The 22,440-nt window shown below is 67.0% G+C and carries 18 protein-coding genes; 5 read left to right on the top strand and 13 right to left on the bottom strand.

Going from position 1 to position 22,440, the window contains the following annotated elements; genetic code table 11:
* Positions 1–15: 15 nt before the first annotated feature.
* Together GBRO_RS10105 and GBRO_RS10100 are read right to left on the bottom strand one after the other, a co-directional pair.
* Entirely contained in the window at positions 16–819 is an 804-nt protein-coding gene (locus GBRO_RS10105) for an Fpg/Nei family DNA glycosylase (RefSeq protein WP_012833852.1), read from the bottom strand.
* 31 nt (positions 820–850) lie between these two features.
* Complete coding sequence (locus tag GBRO_RS10100; RefSeq protein WP_012833851.1) at positions 851–1,324, bottom strand: ribose-5-phosphate isomerase; 474 nt, start codon at positions 1,322–1,324, stop codon at positions 851–853.
* Positions 1,325–1,469: 145 nt separating this feature from the next.
* On the opposite strand from GBRO_RS10100, the gene GBRO_RS10095 reads away from it, so the two are divergent.
* Positions 1,470–2,453 (top strand): M48 family metallopeptidase, encoded by a 984-nt coding sequence (locus GBRO_RS10095; RefSeq protein WP_052298387.1) that lies wholly within the window; start codon positions 1,470–1,472, stop codon positions 2,451–2,453.
* 4 nt (positions 2,454–2,457) lie between these two features.
* Here the strand turns inward: GBRO_RS10095 and GBRO_RS10090 are convergent, their stop codons facing one another.
* A complete protein-coding gene (locus tag GBRO_RS10090; RefSeq protein WP_012833849.1) occupies positions 2,458–3,060 on the bottom strand; it encodes a DsbA family protein in 603 nt (200 codons plus the stop codon).
* Positions 3,061–3,169: 109 nt separating this feature from the next.
* Between GBRO_RS10090 and pepN the strand changes: the two genes are divergently transcribed.
* The gene (gene pepN / locus GBRO_RS10085) at positions 3,170–5,749 is read left to right on the top strand and encodes an aminopeptidase N (RefSeq protein ID WP_041920396.1); all 2,580 of its coding nucleotides are present in this window, start codon (positions 3,170–3,172) and stop codon (positions 5,747–5,749) included.
* A gap of 8 nt (positions 5,750–5,757) precedes the next feature.
* Here the strand turns inward: pepN and GBRO_RS10080 are convergent, their stop codons facing one another.
* Both GBRO_RS10080 and GBRO_RS10075 read right to left on the bottom strand, forming a co-directional pair.
* Positions 5,758–6,471: a response regulator gene (locus tag GBRO_RS10080; RefSeq protein ID WP_012833847.1), complete on the bottom strand. Its 714-nt coding sequence runs from the start codon at positions 6,469–6,471 to the stop codon at positions 5,758–5,760.
* Positions 6,468–8,078, bottom strand: coding sequence for a sensor histidine kinase (locus tag GBRO_RS10075; RefSeq protein ID WP_012833846.1), 1,611 nt, complete (start codon positions 8,076–8,078; stop codon positions 6,468–6,470). The genes GBRO_RS10080 and GBRO_RS10075 overlap by 4 nt, the downstream gene beginning before the upstream one ends.
* A 219-nt stretch (positions 8,079–8,297) precedes the next feature.
* Between GBRO_RS10075 and GBRO_RS10070 the strand changes: the two genes are divergently transcribed.
* Complete coding sequence (locus tag GBRO_RS10070) at positions 8,298–9,698, top strand: C4-dicarboxylate transporter DctA (RefSeq protein ID WP_012833845.1); 1,401 nt, start codon at positions 8,298–8,300, stop codon at positions 9,696–9,698.
* Positions 9,699–9,777: 79 nt separating this feature from the next.
* Here the strand turns inward: GBRO_RS10070 and GBRO_RS10065 are convergent, their stop codons facing one another.
* The 3 genes from GBRO_RS10065 to GBRO_RS10055 all read right to left on the bottom strand — a co-directional run bounded on the left by GBRO_RS10065 (position 9,778) and on the right by GBRO_RS10055 (position 11,183).
* A complete protein-coding gene (locus GBRO_RS10065; protein WP_012833844.1) occupies positions 9,778–10,272 on the bottom strand; it encodes a DUF5130 family protein in 495 nt (164 codons plus the stop codon).
* On the bottom strand, positions 10,259–10,513 hold the full coding sequence (ctaJ, locus tag GBRO_RS10060; protein WP_012833843.1) for an aa3-type cytochrome oxidase subunit CtaJ: 255 nt from the start codon (positions 10,511–10,513) through the stop codon (positions 10,259–10,261). The genes GBRO_RS10065 and ctaJ overlap by 14 nt, the downstream gene beginning before the upstream one ends.
* Before the next feature lie 151 nt (positions 10,514–10,664).
* Entirely contained in the window at positions 10,665–11,183 is a 519-nt protein-coding gene (locus tag GBRO_RS10055) for an HNH endonuclease (protein WP_227892937.1), read from the bottom strand.
* Positions 11,184–11,444: 261 nt separating this feature from the next.
* Here GBRO_RS10055 and GBRO_RS10050 point away from each other — a divergent pair, with 261 nt between their 5' ends.
* A complete protein-coding gene (locus GBRO_RS10050) occupies positions 11,445–11,906 on the top strand; it encodes a globin (RefSeq protein ID WP_012833841.1) in 462 nt (153 codons plus the stop codon).
* Between the two features lie 84 nt (positions 11,907–11,990).
* Entirely contained in the window at positions 11,991–13,994 is a 2,004-nt protein-coding gene (locus GBRO_RS10045; protein WP_172491658.1) for a glycoside hydrolase family 13 protein, read from the top strand.
* 21 nt (positions 13,995–14,015) lie between these two features.
* Here the strand turns inward: GBRO_RS10045 and GBRO_RS10040 are convergent, their stop codons facing one another.
* The 5 genes from GBRO_RS10040 to GBRO_RS10020 all read right to left on the bottom strand — a co-directional run bounded on the left by GBRO_RS10040 (position 14,016) and on the right by GBRO_RS10020 (position 22,437).
* Complete coding sequence (locus GBRO_RS10040) at positions 14,016–14,708, bottom strand: hypothetical protein (protein WP_012833839.1); 693 nt, start codon at positions 14,706–14,708, stop codon at positions 14,016–14,018.
* Complete coding sequence (locus tag GBRO_RS10035; protein WP_012833838.1) at positions 14,705–15,205, bottom strand: acyl-CoA thioesterase; 501 nt, start codon at positions 15,203–15,205, stop codon at positions 14,705–14,707. The genes GBRO_RS10040 and GBRO_RS10035 overlap by 4 nt, the downstream gene beginning before the upstream one ends.
* 33 nt (positions 15,206–15,238) lie before the next feature.
* Positions 15,239–19,975, bottom strand: a complete 4,737-nt coding sequence (locus tag GBRO_RS10030; protein ID WP_012833837.1) for an NAD-glutamate dehydrogenase — start codon at positions 19,973–19,975, stop codon at positions 15,239–15,241.
* Positions 19,976–20,013: 38 nt separating this feature from the next.
* On the bottom strand, positions 20,014–21,687 hold the full coding sequence (gene ettA / locus GBRO_RS10025; RefSeq protein ID WP_012833836.1) for an energy-dependent translational throttle protein EttA: 1,674 nt from the start codon (positions 21,685–21,687) through the stop codon (positions 20,014–20,016).
* Positions 21,688–21,981: 294 nt separating this feature from the next.
* Positions 21,982–22,437, bottom strand: a complete 456-nt coding sequence (locus tag GBRO_RS10020) for a single-stranded DNA-binding protein (RefSeq protein ID WP_012833835.1) — start codon at positions 22,435–22,437, stop codon at positions 21,982–21,984.
* Positions 22,438–22,440 lie beyond the last annotated feature (3 nt).

Raw genomic sequence — 22,440 nt, 5'->3', positions numbered from 1 at the left:
GCCATCCGGCTTCGATCAGGTCTGACAGACCGGGCACCAATACAGTTTGCGTGCTTCGAGTTCGGCGATCAGCACAGGCGTCCCGCAGATCCGGCACGCCTCACCCGCTCGACGATAAACGTAGGTGCGCGGACGATCCGGCGCATACGACGGTGCGCCGTGGTCGTCGTCGGGCCGCATCACGTGAATGCGCCCGCGACGGACGCCGATGCGCATCAGGTCCACCAGATCGGCCCAGAGGCCGTCGAACTCGGCACGGGTGATGATGGTGCCCGGGCGCATCGGGTCGATCCCGGCCCGGAAGAGCACCTCGGCGCGATAGACGTTGCCGACACCGGCGACGACCTTCTGGTCCATCAACAACGCCCCGATCGGACGGCGTGAGGAACGGATCGCCGTCCAGGCATCTACCGGCTTCGCGTCGCGCCGGAGCGGGTCGGGTCCCAGTCGTGCGACGAGGGCCTCGAGGTCGGCCGGGCCGTACAGTTCGCAGGCGGTCGGTCCGCGCAGGTCGATGCCGATCTCGTCGGATTCGATCCGTAACCTGACCTGTCCCACCGGATCGTCCATCGGCACCGGCGCCTCGGTGAACGCGCCGTAGAGACCCAGATGAATGTGGATCAGTTGTTCCCGCCGGCCGTCACGGTAGCGATGCACCAGGTGTTTGCCCCACGCGTCGGCTCTGCCGAAGGTCATCCCGTCGACCGCTGCGGCTCCGTCGGCGAAGCGGCCCTGCGGGCTGTTGACGGTGACGCGTCGCCCACCCAGAAGCCGGGTGTGACGCCGGGCGAGGCGGTGCAGCGTGTGCCCTTCGGGCACTCAGCGGTTCCTACCGTGATTGGCGGGCATGTCAGGCGCCCGGAACGGGTGGCGCCTGACCGGTGCGCTCGTACTCGGCGAGGATGTCGATACGCCGCTGGTGGCGCGGTTCCTCCGACCACGGGGTGGCGATGAAGGCGTCGACGATGGCCAGCGCCTCCTCGCGGCTGTGCATGCGGCCGCCGATGCCGATCAGCTGCGCGTTGTTGTGCTGGCGCGCCAGCTGGGCGGTCTCCACACTCCATGCCAGTGCGCATCGCGCACCGTGCACCTTGTTGGCCGCGATCTGTTCTCCGTTGCCGCTGCCGCCGAGGACGATGCCCAGGCTGCCCGGGTCGGCGACCGTCCGCCGGGCGGCGTCGATGCAGAACGCCGGGTAGTCGTCGTCGGCGTCATACTCGTGGGCTCCGCAGTCGACGACCTCGTGTCCAGCGGCCTCGAGATGTTCGGCGATCTGGTTCTTCCGTTCGAAACCGGCATGGTCGGCACCCAGGTAAACACGCATGGCGTCACTATAGATTGGTCTCGTGGACGCCCAGTCTCCGATCCCCCAGTCTTCGTTCCCCCAGTCTCCGTTCCCCCAGAACCCGGCTGCCCAGAATGCCGCTGTCCAGGCCACGGCATCGACGTCTCCGTCGGCCCCGTCGCCCATCCCCAATGTCCCCGGGGTCGCCGATGCCGGTCCGCCGCCGCCGGCGAATCCGAACCGGCAGTGGCTGGTTCCCGCCCGGTATGCGGGTCGTCCGCACCGGCATCCCTGGGAGATCCCGATGCTCGTCATCGTGATTCTGGCGACACTGGGCATCTACGCCGTCATCGTGCTGCTCGTCACGCTCGGCACGATCAACCAGGTGTTCCTTGGTGTGCTGGCGTTCCCACTGATCCTGTTCCTGCTGCGTGGCATCACCTATGCGACCCCGCGCGTGAACGGTGTGCAGATGACGCCGACCCAGTTCACCGAGGGGTATCGGATGGTGGTGGAGGCAGCCGCACGCTACGGACTCGAATACGTCCCGGATGCCTACGTGGTGCTCGGCAACGGGGCGATCAACGCGTTCGCGTCCGGCCACGGGTTCCGGCGATTCGTGGTGGTCTACTCCGATCTGTTCGAGATCGGTGGCGCGGCGCGTGACCCGGAAGCCCTGCGATTCATCATCGGTCACGAGGTGGGGCATATCGCTGCCGGGCACACGTCGTACTGGCGTCAGCTGTCGACCATCCTGGGGATGAACATCCCCGTTCTCGGGTCGGCCCTCTCACGGGCGCAGGAGTACACGGCCGACAACCACGGCTATTACACCCAGCCCTCCGGCGCCCCGGGGGCGATCGGGGTGCTCGCGTCGGGCAAGTACATGCTGTCGGCGGTCGACTTCGACCAGTTCGCCGACCGCGCCACCCATGAACGCGGATTCTTCACCTTCGTCGTCAATGCGATGGCCACGCACCCGGTGTTGACCTGGCGGGCCGCAGCGCTCCGCGACCGTACCCGCGCCGGGCGAATGTGGTTCCGGCCCAAGCAGATCGTCCGCGGCGTGGGAAGCGGAAACGTGGTGGCCGTCCCCGCTCCCCCGCATCCGGTGACGACCGCACCGGGTTCGCTGCCCAACGGCCTCGAGATGCCGCCGAGATTCTGACCGTTCAGTCGAAGGCCGGATCCTCGGTGCGGGTGCGCTTGAGTTCGTAGAAGTGCGGATACGACGAAAGGGCCACGGCGCCGTCCCAGACGGTCCCGGCGGTCTCGCCGCGCGGAATCCGGGACAGCACCGGACCGAAGAAGGCGACGCCGTTGACGTGGATGGTGGGTGTTCCCACGTCGTCGCCCACCTTGTCCATCCCGGCGTGATGGCTCGTGCGGATCGCGTCGTCGAACTCATCCCCATCGGCAGCGGCCGCGAGGCCGGCGTCGAGCCCGAGTTCGGCGAGCGAACCGGCGATCACGTCGTCGAAATCCTTGTTGCCCTCGTTGTGGATCCGGGTGCCCATCGCGGTGTACAGCGGGGCGAGGATCTCGTCGCCGTTGGCGGCGGCGGCCGCAGCGAGGACGCGCACCGGACGCCACGCGTGCTTGAGTCCCTCCCGGTACTCCTCGGGGATGTCCTTGCCCTCGTTGAGCACGGCGAGGCTCATGATGTGGAAGTTGACGTCGATGTCGCGGACCTGCTCGGCCTCGAGGATCCAGCGCGAGGTGATCCAGCACCAGGGGCACAGTGGGTCGAACCAGAAATCCACGCGATCGCTCATCGAGCACATCCTCTCGGTTTCCCGGGACCGCATCGGGTCGGCGGCCTCCGGTCTCCGTCATACAACCGAGAACGCGCCCTGTCGATTCCGCACCACTACTGTGGGACGCGTGACTGCACCGAACCTCACCCGCGACCAGGCACGCGAACGCGCGGCCACCATCTCCGTGTCGAACTACGCCATCGTCCTCGACCTCACCGATCGCAACGGCGCACCGGGCACCGACACCTTCCGGTCGGAGACCACAGTGACCTTCGGTGCCTCCGAGGGGGCGCAGACCTTCATCGACCTCGTCGCCCCGCGTCTGATCTCGGCCACCCTCAACGGCACCGAGCTCGACGTCTCGGACTTCGACGAGTCGGTCGGCATCCGCCTGCCGGGGCTGGCCGCCGAGAACACGCTGACCGTCGTCGCCGACTGCGCCTACTCCAACACCGGTGAGGGGCTGCATCGTTTTGCTGATCAGAGTGACGGGTCGGTCTACCTCTACTCCCAATTCGAAACGGCCGACGCGAAGCGTATGTTCGCCTGCTTCGATCAGCCCGACCTCAAGGCGACCTACACCCTGACGGTCACCGCACCCGCCGACTGGAAGGTGATCTCCAACGCGGCAACCGAATCGGTCGACAACGGGGTGCACCGCTTCGCCGAGACCGCGCCGATGAGCACCTACCTGGTCGCACTCATCGCCGGCCCCTACGCCGAGTGGACCGACACCTACTCCGACGAACATGGTGACATCCCCCTGGGAATCTATTGCCGCGCATCGCTTGCCGAGTTCATGGATGCCGAGCGGCTGTTCACCGAGACCAAGCAGGGTTTCGGCTTCTATCACCGCAATTTCGGGCGCCCGTACGCTTTCGGCAAGTACGATCAGCTCTTCGTGCCGGAGTTCAATGCCGGTGCGATGGAGAATGCAGGCGCGGTGACCTTCCTCGAGGACTACGTCTTCCGGTCCCGGGTCACCAAGTACCTCTACGAGCGGCGCGCCGAGACGGTTCTGCACGAGATGGCGCACATGTGGTTCGGCGATCTCGTCACCATGACGTGGTGGGACGACCTGTGGCTCAACGAGTCCTTCGCCACCTTCGCCTCGGTGTTGTGCCAGGCCGAGGCCACCGAATACACCAGCGCCTGGACCACTTTCGCCAACGTGGAGAAGTCGTGGGCCTACCGCCAGGATCAGCTCCCCTCGACCCACCCGGTGGCCGCCGACATCCCCGACATCGCCGCGGTGGAGGTCAACTTCGACGGCATCACCTACGCCAAGGGCGCGTCGGTACTCAAGCAGCTCGTCGCCTACGTTGGTCTCGAGGACTTCCTGGCGGGGTTGCGCGCCTACTTCGCCGCGCACGAGTTCGGCAACGCGACCTTCGCCGATCTGCTTGCGGCACTGGAGAAATCTTCCGGACGTGACCTGTCGGACTGGGGCAATCAGTGGCTCAAGACCACCGGCATCAACGTCATGCGTCCCGACTTCGAGGTCGACGACGCCGGCAACTTCACCCGGTTCACCATCGTGCAGGACGGCGCCAAACCAGGTGCGGGCGAGACCCGTACACACCGGATGGGCGTCGGCATCTACGACGACAACGGTTCGGGCAAGCTCGAGCGCGTGCACAATGTGGAGCTCGATGTCATCGGCGAACGCACCGACGTCGCGGACCTCGTCGGCGTGAGTCGCGGGGCGCTTGTCCTGCTCAACGACGGCGACCTGACCTACGCCTCGGTGCGGCTGGATCCCGAATCCCTCTCGGCCGCAACCACGCGCATCGGTGACATCACCGACTCGATGCCACGAACGCTGGTCTGGTCGGCGACCTGGGAGATGACCCGGCAGGCCGAGATGCGCGCACGTGACTTCGTCGAACTCGTCGCCCGCGGAATCGCCGCGGAGACCGAGATCGGGGTGGTGCAGCGGGTCCTGCTGCAGGCGATTACGGCGATCGAGGCCTACGCCGACCCCGCGTGGGTGGCCGCCGAAGGCCGGTCGGGATTCACCGCCCGTCTACTGGAACTCGCGCGGGCGGCCGAGGCCGGCTCCGACTATCAGCTGGCCTTTGTCAACACGCTGCTCGGCGATCGGTGCAACGACGACCAGATCGACACCGTGCGTGGACTTCTCGACGGTGACGACCCCGCCGATCACGGGCTCGCCGGGCTGTCGGTGGACACCGACCTCCGGTGGAAGCTGGTGCGCGCGTTGGCTACTGCGGGTGCGATCGACACCGACCCGGATTCGACGCCGATCATCGACGCGGAAGCGCAGCGGGACAACACCGCGGCCGGCACGCGGCAGGCGGCCGCCGCCCGGGCGTCACGGCCGCTGGCGCACGCCAAGGCCGATGTCTGGTCGAAGGCGATCGACGACGACTCGCTGTCGAACATCTTCACCCGCACCATGATCGAGGGATTCTCCCGGCCGGGGCAGGACGAACTCCTCGAGCCCTACGTGGCGAAGTACTTCCAGGCAGTTCCCGAGGTCTGGTCGCGGCGTTCCAGTGAGGTCGCCCAGACCGTGGTCGTCGGCCTCTACCCGAGTTGGGCGATGACCGAGGAGGCGCTGTCGCTGGCCGACGACTTCCTCGCCGCCGATCATCCCCCGGCGCTCAAGCGGCTGATCTCGGAGGGCCGCGACGCGGTCGCACGCTCCCTGCGCGCCCGTCGTTTCGACAAGGGCGGTGACTGACCGGCCGATCACCGATTGGAGTGCCAGACGTAACGCACCTGTGGACGACCGGTGTTGCCGTACTCGGTCACCCGGTCCAGGACGCCATCGTCGGCGAGACGTTCCAGGTAGCGCCAGGCGGTCACGCGGGAACTACCCAGCAGGCCGGCCACATCGGAGGCGGTCAGACCGCCGGTGCTGTCGCGAACGGCCCGCCCGACGGCATCCTCGGTCTCGGGGACAGCGCCCTTCTTGACGGTGCGACGGGTGCTGGTGGTCCGCAGTTCGGAGACGGCCCGGTCGACGTCCCGCTGACTCACCGCGTCGCCGGCACCCGATAGTGCCTGCCGGTAGCGGCGGTACTGACCGATCTTCTCCTCGAAGGCGGCAAAGGTGAACGGTTTGAGCAGGTAGAGCAGGACCCCGTGCGACATGGCGGTCCGCACCGTCGCGAGTTCGCGTTGGGCGGTGATCGCGATGATGTCGGGGTCGGGCCGCAGTCCGGACAGCGCCGAGGCCACGTCGACCCCGCGGGCGTCGGGTAGCCCGAGGTCCAGCAGCACCAGATCGACGGGTGTTGCCGAGGCCGCCGCCGAGCCGGCCACCCGCAACGCCTCCTGCCCGGTCCGTACCGCCGCGATGACCTCGAAACCGCCTATGCGGCGCAGGAACTCGCGGTGTGCTTGGGCGATGAGGGGTTCGTCCTCGACGATCAGCACCCGCAGCTCGGGCTGTGTGCTCATCGCGGTGCCTCCGACTGCGTGGGCGGACAGTCGCCGAGACGGACCGTCACGACCGAACCGTAGGTGTTCTCGGCGTGCAACGTGCCGTGGTGGCGCGCGACCACCTGGGCGACGAGCGCCAGACCGAGCCCTCGGCCGGCCTCGTCGCCACCGCTCTTGGTGGAATAGCCGCGCCCCTGCGCCATCTCGAACACCTCCGGATTCATCCCTGCTCCGCTGTCGGCGACGGTGGCCTCGAGATGCGTCGCGTCGCCGACGATCGTCACCTCGACCCACGGATCGTCGGGATCGGTGGCGTCGAGCGCGTTGTCGATCAGGTTGCCGACCACGGTGATCATGTCACTGACCGGCAGCAACCGGGTGGCATCGTCACCGACCTGGGAGTCCTCGGTGAGCGTCAACGCGATGCCCCGTTCGGAGGCCTGCGCCGTCTTGCCCAGCAGGAGTGCGGCGAGGGCGGGTTCGGCCACCGTCTCACTCATCCGGTCGATGAGATGTTGGGAGAGTTGGAGTTCCGTGGTCGCGAGCTGCGCCGCCTCGTCGGCCCGCCCCATCTCGATGAGCGCCACAATGGTGTGCAGACGGTTGGCGGACTCGTGGGCGCGGGAACGCAGCGACTCGGCGAACCGGGTCATCGCGTCGAGTTCGCCGAGTGCATCGAGGACCTCGCTGCGGTCCCGGATGGTTACCACCGCCCCGTCGTCGCGGCCGGGTACCGGCGAACGGCTCACCATCAGCACCCGTCCACGGTGCGGTGTGAGCACATCGTCCAAGGGAGTCACCGAGTCGACCACGAAGCCGGGGACGTCGAGGTCCCCGGCGCCGGCGGGAACGGCGGTCGGGTCCGGGTCGTCAGGGGTTCCCGATCGGACGCCGAGGAGGCGCCGCGCCTCGTCATTGACGAGGACCGGCCGGGAATCCTCCACCACGATGAGGCCTTCCCGGACGGAGTGCAGCACGGCGTCGTGGTGCTCGTACATCAGGCGCAGTTGGTCCGGCGCCAGACCGCCGGTCTGCATCCGCAGTCGGCGCCGGATCAGCAACAGGCCCCCGAGCGCGACGGCCAGACTTGCCGCCGCGATGCACGCGATCAACGGGAGCTGCCCCAGCCAGGCGCGTGTCAGCGTGTTGAGAGTGATTCCGGCGGCGACCAACCCGACGATCCGTCCGTCGGACGCGCGGACCGGTGCGATCGTCCTGATCGACGGCCCCAGACTGCCGGCAGTGGTCTCGGTGTACACCTCGCCGCGCAACGCCTGTGACCGGGAGCCGATATAGGTCTGCCCGATCAAGGCGGGCGTGGTGTGGGTGAACCGGGTTCCGTCCGGCGCCATGATCGTGATGAAGGCGATGTCGGTGGCGGCACGCACCTCTTCGGTGATGGGATGCAGGGTCGCCGTCGGGTCGGGTGAGACGAGCGCCTGGGCGACCGCCGGCGAGTCGGCCAGGCTCACGGCGACCGCGGTGACCTGCTGACCGGCCGCGCGTCGCTCGTCGGCGCGGCTGTCCACGACGGCGAGCACACTCCCGCCGACGACGATCAGCCCGACGACAACGACCTGCAGCGCCACCGCCTGCCCCGCCAGCGTTCGCGGTAGGAGTCTCATTCTCGTGTCTTTCGGTCTGGTGTACGGGGTGGACCACTCGGACCCAGGCGGGATGCCGCACCGGTCTGAGTCGTCTGGGTCCGACGCGGGTCGCGATTGTGTCAGTGTGAACGAAATGAACAGAAGGGTGACCTGAGTCACGACGCAGATCAGTATTGCCAGCGAACCACATCCGAGTTTCCGCTCGGTGTACGCGTGTCGATGAAAGGCAGGAGTCCGATGAGTTTCAGATCTCGAGAAACCGACCGGTCGAGCGAACCCCCACTGGAGAACCGGGTGGAGAAACGCGACCGCACACACTGGCTCTACATCGCGGTCATCGTCGCGGTGATCGCCGGTGTCGCGGTGGGCATCTTCTGGCCGGACTTCGGTCAGGACCTCGCGTTCCTCGGTGACATGTTCGTGGCGCTGATCAAGATGATGATCGCACCCGTCATCTTCTGCACGATCGTGCTGGGCATCGGATCGGTCCGCAAGGCCGCCACGGTCGGCAAGGTGGGCGGATTGGCGTTCGTCTATTTCCTGGTGATGTCGACGGTCGCCCTCGCGATCGGCCTGGTCGTGGGCAACCTGATCAAGCCGGGCGAGGGCCTCAACATCACGGCGAACGCCGACAAGGGCGCCGAGTACGCCGAGAAGGCGCACGAGGCCGGCGGCACACTGGACTTCATCCAGGGCATCATCCCGGAGACGCTGGTCTCCGCGCTCACCGCGGGCAGTGTGCTGCAGGCCCTGTTCGTGGCGCTGCTGGTCGGTTTCGCGATCCAGGGCATGGGCCGCACCGGCGAGCCGATCCTGACCGCGGTCGCCTACTTCCAGAAGCTCGTCTTCAAGGTCCTCACCATGATCCTGTGGCTGGCCCCGATCGGCGCTTTCGGCGCCATCGCCAATGTCGTCGGCCAGACCGGGTGGGAGGCGGTCAAGCAGCTCGCCGTCCTGATGCTCGCCTTCTACATCACGTGCGTGATCTTTGTGTTCGGCATCCTCGGCGTGCTGCTGCGCACCATGGCCGGCGTCTCGATCTTCCGCCTGGTGCGCTACCTCGCCCGCGAGTACCTGCTGATCGTCGCGACCTCGTCGTCGGAGTCGGCGCTGCCGCGCCTGATCGCGAAGATGGAGCACCTGGGCGTGGAGAAGACCACCGTTGGTGTGGTGGTTCCGACCGGGTACTCGTTCAATCTCGATGGCACCGCCATCTACCTGACGATGGCCTCGATCTTCATTGCCGACGCGATGGGCGACCCCCTGTCCATCGGTGAGCAGATCGGCCTGCTGGCGTTCATGATCATCGCGTCCAAGGGTGCTGCGGGTGTCACCGGCGCCGGTCTGGCCACTCTGGCCGGCGGACTGCAGGCGCACCGACCGGAAATGCTCGGGGGTGTGGCGATCATCGTCGGCATCGACCGTTTCATGTCCGAGGCCCGCGCACTCACCAACTTCTCCGGCAACGCGGTGGCCACCATGCTGGTCGGGTCGTGGACCCGCACGGTGGACAAGGAGCGAGTCGAGGACGTGCTGTCCGGCCGGAATCCGTTCAACGAGTCGGACATGGTCGACGACGACCTCGATCATCTACCCGCCGCGGCCGACGACCGGTCCAAGCAGCTCGTCACCCACTGACCTGAGGGTCGTGACCCGGTAACGCGAACGCCCCCACCGAAATCGGTGGGGGCGTTCGCGTTCGGTTCGGTGTGTCTGGTCAGTTCGACGCGGCAGCCGTCGCCATCACCCGCAGGGCGGCGATGATTCCGTCGATCAGCTGTCCCTGCCGGAACCCGGTTACCGCGGCGGTGACGCCGAGTGCGGCCACCCGGTCGTTGAGACGGTCGGCGACCGCCGCACCCGAGACCACCACGACGTCACGGGAATTCGGCGAGACCGCGAGCAGCGCGCCGTGCGCCGGTTCGGGTGCCTTCGCGAGCACCTCGCGTGCGGCCACGACCGGCTCGGCACCCAGATCGCCGAGATAGACCGAGAATCGCACGAGGGCCTTCTCGCTGGCCGCTTTGAGCGTGTCATCGAGGGCGATGAGTTCGTCACGACTGAACGGCGGGGTACTCGGCGTCTGCCCCGGATACCGGGCGGCCGACACGCGTCCGCTGTTCGTGATCACCGTGCCCAGGGGAAGCGCACCCGGCGACGTCGCCGTCAGTTCAGCGTGCGACCCGTGCTGTGTCAGCTCACCACTTGCCACTTGCCGAACCTCCATCCACATCGCCGGCTTCCGCGTGCCGCGGCAGCGCCATCGGTTCGATCTCCGTGGCGCTGAACAGCAGCGGTGCGTGCTCCCACGTCTGGTCGAGGTCGTAACGCTTCACCTTCGGGTACTTGACGCCGAAGGAATACGCCATCGACACGACGCAGAGCACGACGAACAGAACCGTCAGAGCCGTGACGGGCACTCCGATGGGGACGATCAGGCTGTCGATGTCCATGCCACCCTTTCGATCGGTTGCATCTGCACCGGATCACGCTGAGACCAGGTCTCCGACGCAGGTCGTGAAAACAATCTAGCCCACCTGTACGGCTCCGGCGCAGCGGACCCCTACAGTGCGTCGTAGATCCTCCCGGCGGCTCACATGTGGCTCACGCCGCCCCGGCGTCGAGGTATCGCTCCCAGGCCGGATCGATCTCCTTGACGGAGGCCAGCAACCGCCAGTGCCCGCCCTTGGGGACGATCGGGACGGTTCGCAACGTCCAGCCGAGCTCACCGAGCAGCCGGTCCGCCTTGCGGTGGTTACACCCCGCACAGCAGGCCACGCAGTTGTCCCAGCCGTGCTGGCCGCCGCGGCTGCGCGGCACTACGTGATCGATCGTCGTGGCCCGTCCTCCGCAGTAGGCACAGCGGAACCGGTCGCGCCGCATCAGCGCGGTGCGCGTCATCGGCACCACCGCCCGGTACGGGACACGCACGTAGGTGCGCAGCCGGATCACCGACGGCACCGGGACGGTGGTCTGTGCCGAATGGACGGCGAGGCCGCCGTCATCGGCGTGGATGATGTCGGCGCGTTCACGCAGGATCAGGACGACGGCGCGTCGGATGGAGATCGCCGTCAACGGCTCGTAGGTGGCGTTGAGCAACAGCACCCGGCGCCGCCCCCACATCGCACCCGGCCGCTCGACGCTGGGCGGCGGCGCGTCGTGGTCACCGGCCGGCCGCAGTACCCGGACACGATGACTTCTCTGATGTGCGTTGCGTGCCATTGCGCCTCCCGCCGTCACCGGACGTGGTCACAGTTCACCACGGAATGCGGCGGCGTGCACGAGAAATTCGGCTGTCCCCGCAGGTCAGTCGGGTACCTCGGCAGCGGCGTTGGCCGCGGACACCACCGGTGGGGACAATGGTGGGACGAAAGGTGGGAATACATGAGTCCAGAGGTCCCCGGCGGTGCACAGCCCGTCGGTAACGTCCCCGCCGGGAACGGGTCACCCGGAACCGACCGGCAGGGCACCTTCTATGACGAGGTCGGCGGTGCCGAGACCTTCCGTCGGATCACCGAGGTGTTCTATCAGCAGGTCGCCGCCGACGAGGTGCTCCGTCCGCTGTACCCGGAGGAGGACCTGGGGCCCGCCGAGCGTCGGCTCCGGATGTTCCTCGAGCAGTACTGGGGTGGTCCGCGCACCTACTCCGAGGAGCGCGGCCATCCGCGCCTGCGCATGCGACACCACCCCTTCCGGGTCGGTCCGATCGAGCGGGACGCCTGGCTGCGCTGTATGCACACGGCGATCGCCTCGATCGACGACGACACCCTGGACGCGGAGCATCGGCGAGCGCTCACCGACTACATGGAGATGGCCGCCCAATCGCTGATGAACTCGCCGTTCTGAGCGCCGGCGCCCCGCGACACGCCGATCCGGCCTGCGACGCGCCGACTGACCTGGATTTCTCACCGAAAACCCAGGTAAGGCAGAATGACCAGAGTGAGCGATGAGACACCTGATGATGTCCCCGCCGAGCATGGTGACACCGACCTGCCCGGCGGAGCGCACACCGATGCCGAAGCGAATGCTGACGAACCGGCAGAAGCACAGGTGAGCGGTTCGGGGACCGCCGACACCACGGGGGCAACGACGGGGGCCTCCGGTGACATCGACGCCGATCCCGAACACCTCCCCGACGACTCCGCCGAGGAATCCACGCCCGACGAGACGGTGTCGGTGGCCCAGGACGAGCCAGTGGCCGAACCCGGAGCCGAGGTGCGAACCGACGAGCCCGGGATCGAGGGGGTGGCCGAACCAGAGGCCGAAGCACCCACCGACGAGACCGGTCATCCCGAGTTCGCCGACGACACACCCGCCACCGCGGCTCCGCCACCCCCGCCCGGGGCCGGTCAGCTCGACCCCGACAACACGCACTGGTGGCGGTCGGCGGTCTTCTATCAGATCTATCCGCGCTCGTTCTCTGATCTCGACGGCGACGGTGTCGGCGATCTCGCCGGGATCATCGACAAACTCGGTTACCTCGAACTGCTCGGTGTGGACGCCCTCTGGCTCAGTCCCATCATGCGGTCCCCGATGGCCGATCACGGATACGACGTCGCCGATCCCCGCGACATCGACCCGCTCTTCGGCGACGTCGAGACCTTCGACGCGCTGATCGCCGAGGCCCATGACCGCGACATCCGCGTCACCATGGACCTGGTGCCCAATCACACCAGCGATCAGCATCCGTGGTTCGTGGCGGCCCTCGCCGGCGAACCCGACGGTCCCGAGCGGGCCCGCTATATCTTCCGGGACGGTCTCGGCGACAACGGTGACGACCCACCCAACAACTGGCACAGCGTCTTCGGCGGCCCGGCCTGGACCAGGGTCACCGAGGCCGACGGGTCTCCCGGCCAGTGGTACCTGCACATCTTCGCCGCCGAGCAGCCGGATCTGAATTGGGAGAATCCCGAGGTCTTCGCCGACCTCGAGACCACCCTGCGGTTCTGGCTGGACCGTGGCGTGGACGGATTCCGGATCGACGTCGCGCATGGAATGGCCAAACCCGCCGACCTGCCCGACATGGATCTGACGAACACGACGCTGCTGCAGAACGACGACGACGATCCGCGGTTCAACAACTATGCGGTGCACGAGATCCACCGACGGATCCGCAAGGTCATCGACGAGTATCCGGGCGCCGCCAACGTCGGCGAGATCTGGGTCGATGACAACGAACGCTTCGCCGAGTACCTCCGTCCGGATGAACTGCACCTGGGCTTCAACTTCCGGCTCGCCAAAGCCGATTTCGACCCGGCCGCCATCCGTGCGGCAATCGAGAACTCACTCGAATCGGTGCTGTCGGTCGGCGGCACACCCACCTGGACGTTGTCCAACCACGATGTGGAACGTGAGGTCACCCGTTACGGCGGTGACGATCTCACGCTCGGTGTCCATCGTGCACGCGCCATGCTGCTCGTCGAGATGGCCCTGCCGGGCAGTGTTTTCATCTACAACGGCGCCGAACTCGGCCTGCCCAACGTGGATCTGCCCGACGACGCGCTGACCGATCCTGTGTGGGAGCGCTCAGGTCACACCGAACGCGGCCGCGACGGATGCCGCGTTCCACTGCCGTGGGAGGGCACCGCACCGCCGTTCGGCTTCTCCACTGCCGACACGACCTGGCTTCCGATCCCCGACTCGTGGGCGCCGTTGACCGTCGAGGCTCAGCTCGAAGATGTGCACTCGACACTGTCGCTCTACCGCCAGGCCATCGAAATGCGTTATGAGCGAGAAGAATTCACCGGTGACACGGTCGAATGGTATGACGCACCGCCGGGGTGTCTGGCGTTCCGCCGGTCGCAGGGGCATCTCATCTGCGCACTCAACGCGAGCGATGCACCGGTCCCGCTGCCGCCGGGCGAACTGCTGCTCACGAGCATTCCGCTCGTCGAGGGACAGCTACCACCGAACTCGGCGGCGTGGCTGATCTGAATCCACGAGAAGCGGGGTCGCTCAGAGCACGGTCACCGAGAGGTCGCGGTGGCGGCGCTGATAGACCGAGCCGTACCGGGCGTCGATCCTAATCCAGCTGGCCGACAACCGGATTCGCACCGGCTCGGCCGGATCGATCTTCTCGGTGTCCGAGGTCTCGGTGACCGCCCGGCCCCCGGCGTCGCGGATGAAGCCCATGCCGGTGAGTGCGAAGACCGAACGCATCGTGATGTTCGCGCGTACCGAATCGTCGTCGGCGGACACCGTCAGCACGTCCTGATCGAGCAGTCCGGTGGCCGGCCCGTGCGCGCTGCCCTCAGAACGGGCCAGACGCGCTCCGTCCCGGGAGAGTTCGACGACACTGCGCGCGGGTACGTCATCGACGTGAGTGAAGCCGGTGCCCGGCGGTAGCGCGCCCCGCCAGGCGCTGTCCATCGCGAACCCCGGGTCCGCGGGGCCGGACGCCGGGGAACCGAGCACCGCGTGCAGCGTCGTGGCATCACAGACGAGGTCGGCCGGTGCCATCGTGCCCACCACCGAACGTGTTGCGAGAACGTCGAATCCGGTGTGTGTCCACAGCGCGATCAGGCCGTCCGGACGAGCCGTGACCCGGACGACGGCGGCGTCGTCGAGCCGGATCGCATGCGCGAGAAACGCGATGGTGTCGCTGCGGTCGCCGCCGCTGACCGAGATGAATCGCTCGTCGAGACTCACCGCGCGGACGCTCCGCGTATCGCACCGGCCGCGTCGTCGGTACGAACGAACCGCGACAGGTAGTCCTTCTCGGCCGGGGTGAGCCGCCGCAGGCGCTGGGCATCGACGTCGAAGGACACCAGCTGGGTGCTGGCCACGACGGCCGGTTTGCTGTGCGTGGAGGTCGCACCACCGGTGCGCCCCCGCGGCCGAATCTCGTAGCCAACCGTGAAATCGACTGCGCGCAACTGCGTCACGAACATCGTCACCTCCAGTGGCCCCTCATCGTGACGGATCTGCTGCTGATACTTCATGTGCAGGTCGGTGACCACGCAGCCATGGCGGAGTTGGGCCGTCGGACGCTCGTCGTAGAACAGCCACGGTATCCGCGCCTCTTCGATCAAGGTCACCATCCGGGCATGATTGACGTGCGCGAACACATCCATGTCCGAGCATCGCACCGGCACGGCGACCACATAGCCGCGCTCGGTGGCGACACCCTCATCCTCGACGAGCACTTCTCCCCTTTCCGATCACACCCATCACACCGATCACCGGATCATGCTGCGGAGCTGACGCGCCGCGACCGACAGGGTCGCGAGGTCCTGCGTACCCGAGTCGGTGATCTCGGCCAACACGGTCCGCACACGCCCCAGCCGCGAGGACTGTGACGACTCCCATTCGTCGATCTTCTCCGCCGAGGATTCGTCGGGCTCACTGACCTCCAGGATCTTCAACGTGATCGCCCGCAGCGCCCCGTGCATGTCGTCGCGCAAGGCCAGTCTGGCCAGGGCGTGCCAGCGGTCACCCCGATCGAGGTCCGACACCGCGGTCAGCAGTTGCTCGAGTCCGAAGTGCTCCATCACCGCGAAGTAGAGTTCACCGACCTCTGCGGGGTCGCGGTCGGCGATCTCGGCGGAGTCGATGATGTCCAGCAGGCAGAACCGATGCAGGCTCATGGCCACCTCGCCGGCGACGTCGTCGGGGACGCCACGCTCACGGTAGGAGGCCGCACGCTCGTCGACGTCGCGCGCCGAACTGGCCCCGAACCAGCCGCCCATCACCGTCGAGAGTTGGGTCACGCGCTCGGTGTAACGGGTGATCTCGGCGGCGATGGCAAGCGGCTGGGGCCGGAAGGCGAGCATCCAGCGGGAGGCACGGAACAGGAGCCGACGAGCGTAGAGCATCATCTCGTCGACGGTTGCCGCCGGCGCCGCGCTGCGGCCGATCCGGCCGAACAGGTCCGACAGACCGAACACCTTGTTGGCGACCACGTAGGCACGGACACTCTCCTCCGTGCCGGCACCCGTCCCCTCGCCGAGGCGGAACAGGTGGGTGATCCCGGCCTGGTCGACCACATCGTTCACGAGTGTCGTGGTCACGATCTCCCGCCGCAGTCGATGCGCGCGGATCGCCGAGCTGTACTCGTCGGCGAGCCGACGCGGGAAGTACCGGCCCACCCGTGCGTCGAAGACGTCGTTGTCCGGTAGGTCACTGGCCAGCAGATCGGCCTTGGCGAGTAGCTTCACGTGGGCCATCAGGGTCGCCAACTCCGGTGAGGTCAGTCCCCGATGTCCTTCGCCGCGTAGCCTTTTGCGCAATTCGGCGGCATCGGGCAACGCCTCCAGACGCAGGTCGACCCCACGTTCGCGTGCCATCTGGTGCAGCATCCGCGCGTGCACCTCGGACCGGTCGATCTCATAGGTGCGGCTGAATCCGAGTTCGGCGTTCTGCGAGATGTTGTCGGCGAGAACGAGATCGGCGACCTCGTCGGTCATCGACTCGAGCAGCTGATCGCGCTCGTCGGCAGGCAGCTCACCGGTGGAGACCACCGAATCGAGCAGGATCTTGATGTTGACCTCGTGGTCGGAGCAGTCCACCCCCGCCGAATTGTCCAGGGCGTCGGTGTTGATGCGACCACCGGCGAGGTCGAACTCGATGCGGCCGCGCTCGGTGACGCCGAGGTTGCCACCCTCCCCGATGACCTTGGCGCGCACCTGATCTCCGTTGACCCGGATCGCGTCGTTGGACTTGTCCCCCACGTCGGCGTCGGACTCGGTACTCGCCTTCACGTAGGTGCCGATGCCACCGTTCCACAGCAGGTCCACCGGCGCCTGCAGGATCGCGTGGATGAGGTCGGGCGGCGAGAGTTCCTCGACGCCGTCGTCGAGTCCGAGGGCAGCGGTCATCTGCGGGGTGATCGGGATCGATTTGCGGTCGCGCGACCACACCCCGCCGCCGGCGCTGATCAGCGACGAATCGTAGTCCGCCCAGGACGACCGCGGGAGGCCGAACAACCTCGATCGTTCGCGGAACGAGCCGGGGGCGTCGGGTTGCGGATCGACGAAGATGTGCCGGTGGTCGAAGGCGGCGACCAACCTGATGTGTTCGGAGAGCAACATCCCGTTGCCGAAGACGTCACCGCTCATGTCGCCGATCCCGACGACGGTGAAGTCCTGCGTCTGCGTGTCCACCCCGAGTTCACGGAAGTGCCGTTTCACCGATTCCCACGCACCGCGCGCGGTGATACCCATCGCCTTGTGGTCATATCCGGCCGAACCGCCCGACGCAAAAGCATCGCCGAGCCAGAAACCATACTGTGCCGCAACGTCATTGGCGATGTCGGAGAACGCTGCGGTGCCCTTGTCGGCGGCCACCACGAGGTAGGTGTCGTCGCCGTCGCGACGCACCACCGACTGCGCCGGTATGACCGCGCCACTCGAGCGGTCGATGTTGTCGGTGATGTCGAGCATTCCGGAGATGAACTGCCGGTAGCAGGCGATGCCCTCCTCGCGCTGCGCGTCGCGATCGGTGACGGCATCGCCGGTGCCCGCGGGCGGGCGTTTCACCACGAAACCGCCCTTGGCGCCCACCGGGACGATCACCGCATTCTTCACCGCCTGCGCCTTCACCAGACCGAGAACCTCGGTCCGGAAATCCTCGCGACGATCCGACCAGCGCAATCCGCCACGCGCCACCGCGCCGAACCGCAGGTGCACACCCTCCACGCGCGGTGAGTAGACGAAGATCTCGTGCAGCGGCCGGGGTTCGGGGGTTTGCGGGATGTCGCGGGGCCGCAGTTTGAACGACATCACGGGTCGCCGGGCACCGTCGGGGTCGGTGACGAAGTAGTTGGTGCGCGACGTCGCCGTGACGACCGCCGCCAGCGCCGACACGATGCGGTCGGCGTCGAGGCCGAGCACCGCACCCACCGCGGACCGCAGCCGTGACAGCGCGTTCTCGCGAACCGTGTCATCGGCCGACGCCGGGTCGAAGGACGCCGTGAAGACCTCCACCAGACCGCGGGTCACCTCACGATACTCCCCCAGCGTGTGAGCGACATGCGTTGTGCTGTAGGAGAATCCGCATTGGCGCAGATAGCGCGCATAGGCCCGCAGCATGGCCGCACTACGCCAGTCCAGACCACAGCGGATGACGAGTTCGTTGAAGGCATCCACCTCGGCGGCCGCGAGCCAGATCTGCCGGAACGCATCGGTGAAACGGGCATCGAGATCGTCGACGGCATCAGCGTCCACCGACATACCGGCGGCCAGTGAGACCCCGAATTCGTATGCCCAGCAGATGATTCCGTCGGCTCGCCGGATCTCGTAGGGATGCTCGTCGAGGACCTCGAGGCCAAGGCTGTGCAGAACCGGCAGCACGTCGGTGAGCGTCGCCGACTTCCCGCACAGGTACAGGGTGAACACCCAGCGACTGTCCACCAGGTGGTCGCCGTCGCGATCGGAGCGCAGGGTGACCGCGATCTGTCCGGGGCCCAGGCGCAGGATCCGGCTGAGGTCCTCGACCGCCGCCCGCGGCTCCCGCTGCTCCTTGTAGAGGTCGGCCAGCCCCGGGAGCTGACGCAATAGGGTATCCGGGTCGTCACCGACGAGATCGGCGAACTCGGTGCTCGTCGCGAGTTCTCGAACCCGCTCGTCCCACCCACGGATCGCCTCGGCCAGGGTGGCCTGCATCTTCTCGTGCGCCGGCGACCCGGTGTCGAGGGAGCCGAGGCGGCGCGCGGTGTCGGAATCGATGCGGACCATCACCTGCAGCAACGCCAGGGGCATCTCGCTGACCCGTGCCGTGTACTCCAGATCGGTTCCGCCGAGTACCTCCACGAGCGCATTCTCCAGCGCCAGTCGCGAGGCGGTGTTGTAGCGGTCGCGCGGGAGGTAGATGAGCGCGACGGCGGTGTGCCCGTCGGGGTTGGTCCGCACGAACAGGCGCAACGAGCGCGTGGCGACGGCGTCGAGCATCTCACTGACCCGGCGGGACAGTTCGACCTCGGTGGAGGAGAACATCTCCACCAGCGGATAGTTCTGCAGCAGTTCGATCATCGACTGCCCGGCGAACGAATCCTCGTCGACGCCCGCCCGCTGGAGGACGTCATGCACCTTCACCCGCAGCACCGGGACGTCGAGCACCGTCTGATGCAGTCCCGAGGACGTGAAGGCGCCGAGGAAGCGGTGTTCGCCGTCGTAGTTGCCGTGCCGGTCGAACGCCGGAATCTGCAGCAGAACAGGGAAATTGGATCGCTGGATACCGGTTTCGACGTGCACCCGGCACACCCGCGGCAGCAGGGGTGCGCTCGACACCGCCGGGAAGTCCCGACGCACCGCGTCGGTCCGCCACAACCCGCGGCGGTCGTCGGTACCCGACGGCCCGTCGGTGCCGATCCGCGTATATCCCAACGGGTGGAAGTGGTTGCCGGCGAACCACTCGAGAAGTTTCGCGTACTCGTATCGATCGGTGGCCCGGATGCCGGTCGATTCCCGCACCGGGGCGAGCGAGATCTCGGTGGCGCAGCGGGTCAATCGGCTGCGCATGTCGGCGGCATCGCGGTCCACGTCGGCGACGCGGCCGACCACCTCGACCAGATCGGTCCGCAACTGCGCCACGTCGATCCCGGGATGTCCGCTGAGTCCGCTGACGAAGATCCACGACTCCCACACCGCCCCGGTGACGTCGTCGATGGCGACCAGCCGCGCATCCGCACGCTGGACCGGCATGACCGGATGATCCATCCGGCCCACGGTGAGGTCATGGGCCTCGACCGTCGCGAGGACCGCCTCCACCAGATGCGGCATGTCGTCGTTGACGACCACGATGTCGATGGTCCCCGAATCGCCGCCCGAGACGTCGACGATCGCCTCCCCGGGCTGCCGGAGGGCCGCGACGTCGAGGTGCGCGAGGACCTGATCGGCAGCCTGATCGTCGGCGGCGCCCGACGTGTCGGCGCGTTGTCGGAAATAGCGATTCACCGCATCCGGTGCGAGCGAGGTCACGCCTTCGATGCTATCGAGAGCACCGCGAAAGCCACCCCCTAATCGCGGGTGAGTTTGCGGTGGGTCACCCGGTGCGGGCGGGCGGCGTCGGCGCCGAGGCGTTCCACCTTGTTGGCCTCATAGGCCTCGAAGTTGCCTTCGAACCAGAACCACTGCCCCTCTTCGACGTTGCCCTCCCATGCCAGGATGTGGGTACAGGTGCGGTCGAGGAACCAGCGATCGTGGCTGATCACCACGGCGCATCCGGGGAACTTCTCCAGGGCGTTCTCCAGCGATCCGAGCGTCTCGACGTCGAGGTCGTTGGTCGGCTCGTCGAGCAGGATCAGGTTGCCGCCCTCCTTGAGGGTCAACGCAAGGTTGAGCCGGTTGCGTTCACCGCCGGAGAGCACCTCGGAACGCTTCTGCTGATCGGGGCCCTTGAATCCGAAGGCACTGACATAGGCGCGAGAGGGCATCTCGTTCTGCCCGACCTCGATATAGTCCAGACCGTCGGAGACCACCTCCCAGACCGTCTTCTTGGGATCGATGTTGGACCGGCCCTGGTCGACGTAGCTGAGTTTGACCGTCTCGCCGACCTTCACCGTTCCCGAATCGGGCTGCTCGAGTCCGACGATGGTCTTGAACAGGGTCGTCTTACCCACGCCGTTGGGGCCGATGACGCCGACGATGCCGTTGCGCGGAAGCGTGAACGAGAGGTCCTTGATCAGCACCCGACCCTCGAACCCCTTGTCGAGGTGGCTGACCTCGACCACGACGTCACCCAGTCGTGGTGGCGTCGGGATCTGGATTTCCTCGAAGTCGAGCTTGCGGGTCTTCTCGGCTTCCGCGGCCATCTCCTCATAGCGCTGCAGACGTGCCTTGTTCTTGGTCTGGCGGGCCTTGGCCCCGGAGCGCACCCACGCGAGCTCCTCCTTGAGCCGGCGCTGCAACTTCTGGTCCTTCTTGCCCTGGACCTCGAGCCGTTCGGCCTTCTTCTCCAGGTAGGTGGAGTAGTTACCCTGATACGGGATCAGCTTGCCGCGGTCGACCTCACAGATCCACTCCGCGACGTGATCGAGGAAGTAGCGGTCGTGGGTGACGGCCAGCACCGCACCGGGATAGCTCGCGAGGAACTGCTCGAGCCACAGCACGCTCTCGGCGTCGAGGTGGTTGGTGGGCTCGTCGAGCAGCAGCAGGTCGGGTTTGGACAGCAGCAGCTTGCACAGGGCGACGCGTCGTCGCTCGCCACCGGACAGGTGAGTGACCGGGGAGTCCGCGGGCGGGCAGCGCAGCGCATCCATCGCCTGCTCGAGCTGCGAGTCGAGGTCCCACGCGTCGGCGTTGTCGAGGTCCTCCTGCAGCTTGCCCATCTCCTCCATGAGCTCGTCGGAGTAGTCGGTGGCCATCAGTTCGGCGACCTCGTTGAAGCGGTCGAGCTTGACCTTGATCTCGCCCATCCCCTCCTCGACGTTCTCCTTGACCGTCTTCTCCTCGTTCAGCGGCGGCTCCTGCAGCAGGATGCCGACGGTGGCCTCCGGGTCGAGGAACGCCTCACCGTTGGACGGCTGATCGATACCCGCCATGATCTTGAGGATCGACGACTTGCCCGCACCGTTGGGTCCCACGACGCCGATCTTGGCGCCCGGATAGAAGGACATGGTGACGTCGTCGAGAATTACCTTGTCGCCGTGCGCCTTTCGCACTTTCTTCATGGTGTAGATGAATTCAGCCACGTTCCAGCCTCTCTACTGCTTTTCGCGATTCTCGCCTCACGCGTCCGCGACGTCACCGCCGGTCGAGGGCGCGACGTGCCGACGCCGGACAACCGTCATGGCACAACGATCGTCCAGTCTATCCGCAGCGGCGCGATGCGCGGTCCCCCGTCGGTCGGTACGCCCGCCGAGTGCAGTCCCACACGATGACGGGGGTACCGCGAAGCGCCCACTGTGCCGAGTTCGGCAACGACCGGAGGACCAGCCCGGACCGTGATCGTCGCCGCACTCGACACGCACGCGTGCCGAGTCTCCTCACGCCGCCGGCCGTGCGACCTCCTGCGTCACCGGGCCCCGTCCGGCCACCTGGACCTGCTCGCGATCGGCTGTATCGACCACCCGCTCGTATGCCGGGTTACCCCGGTAGGTCACCACGCAGCGACTCAGATCCAGGCCCACCGACACCGCCGTCATCTCCAGGTCGTTACGGCGCGATCCGTCGGGCATCGGGTACTCGTTGGTCTTGATCTGGCCGTGCGCGATGATCGGGCGCCCCTTGGCGATGGCCTCGGCGACCCCGACGAGCAACCGCCGCCAGCAGCTGACGGTCAGATAGAGCGCGGGCCCGTCGGTCCATTCCCCGGTGCGCTTGTCGATGCGACGGGAGTTGCACGCGACGCGGAAGGAGATGACGTCCTCCCCCGTCGAGGTCTGTCGTCGCTTGGGCTCCGACACCACGGTTCCGATGATCGTCGTGTAGGTCTCGAACATGTC

The organism is Gordonia bronchialis DSM 43247 (assembly GCF_000024785.1).
GTDB lineage: Bacteria > Actinomycetota > Actinomycetes > Mycobacteriales > Mycobacteriaceae > Gordonia > Gordonia bronchialis.
This window is presented reverse-complemented; position numbering and strand designations above follow the sequence as displayed.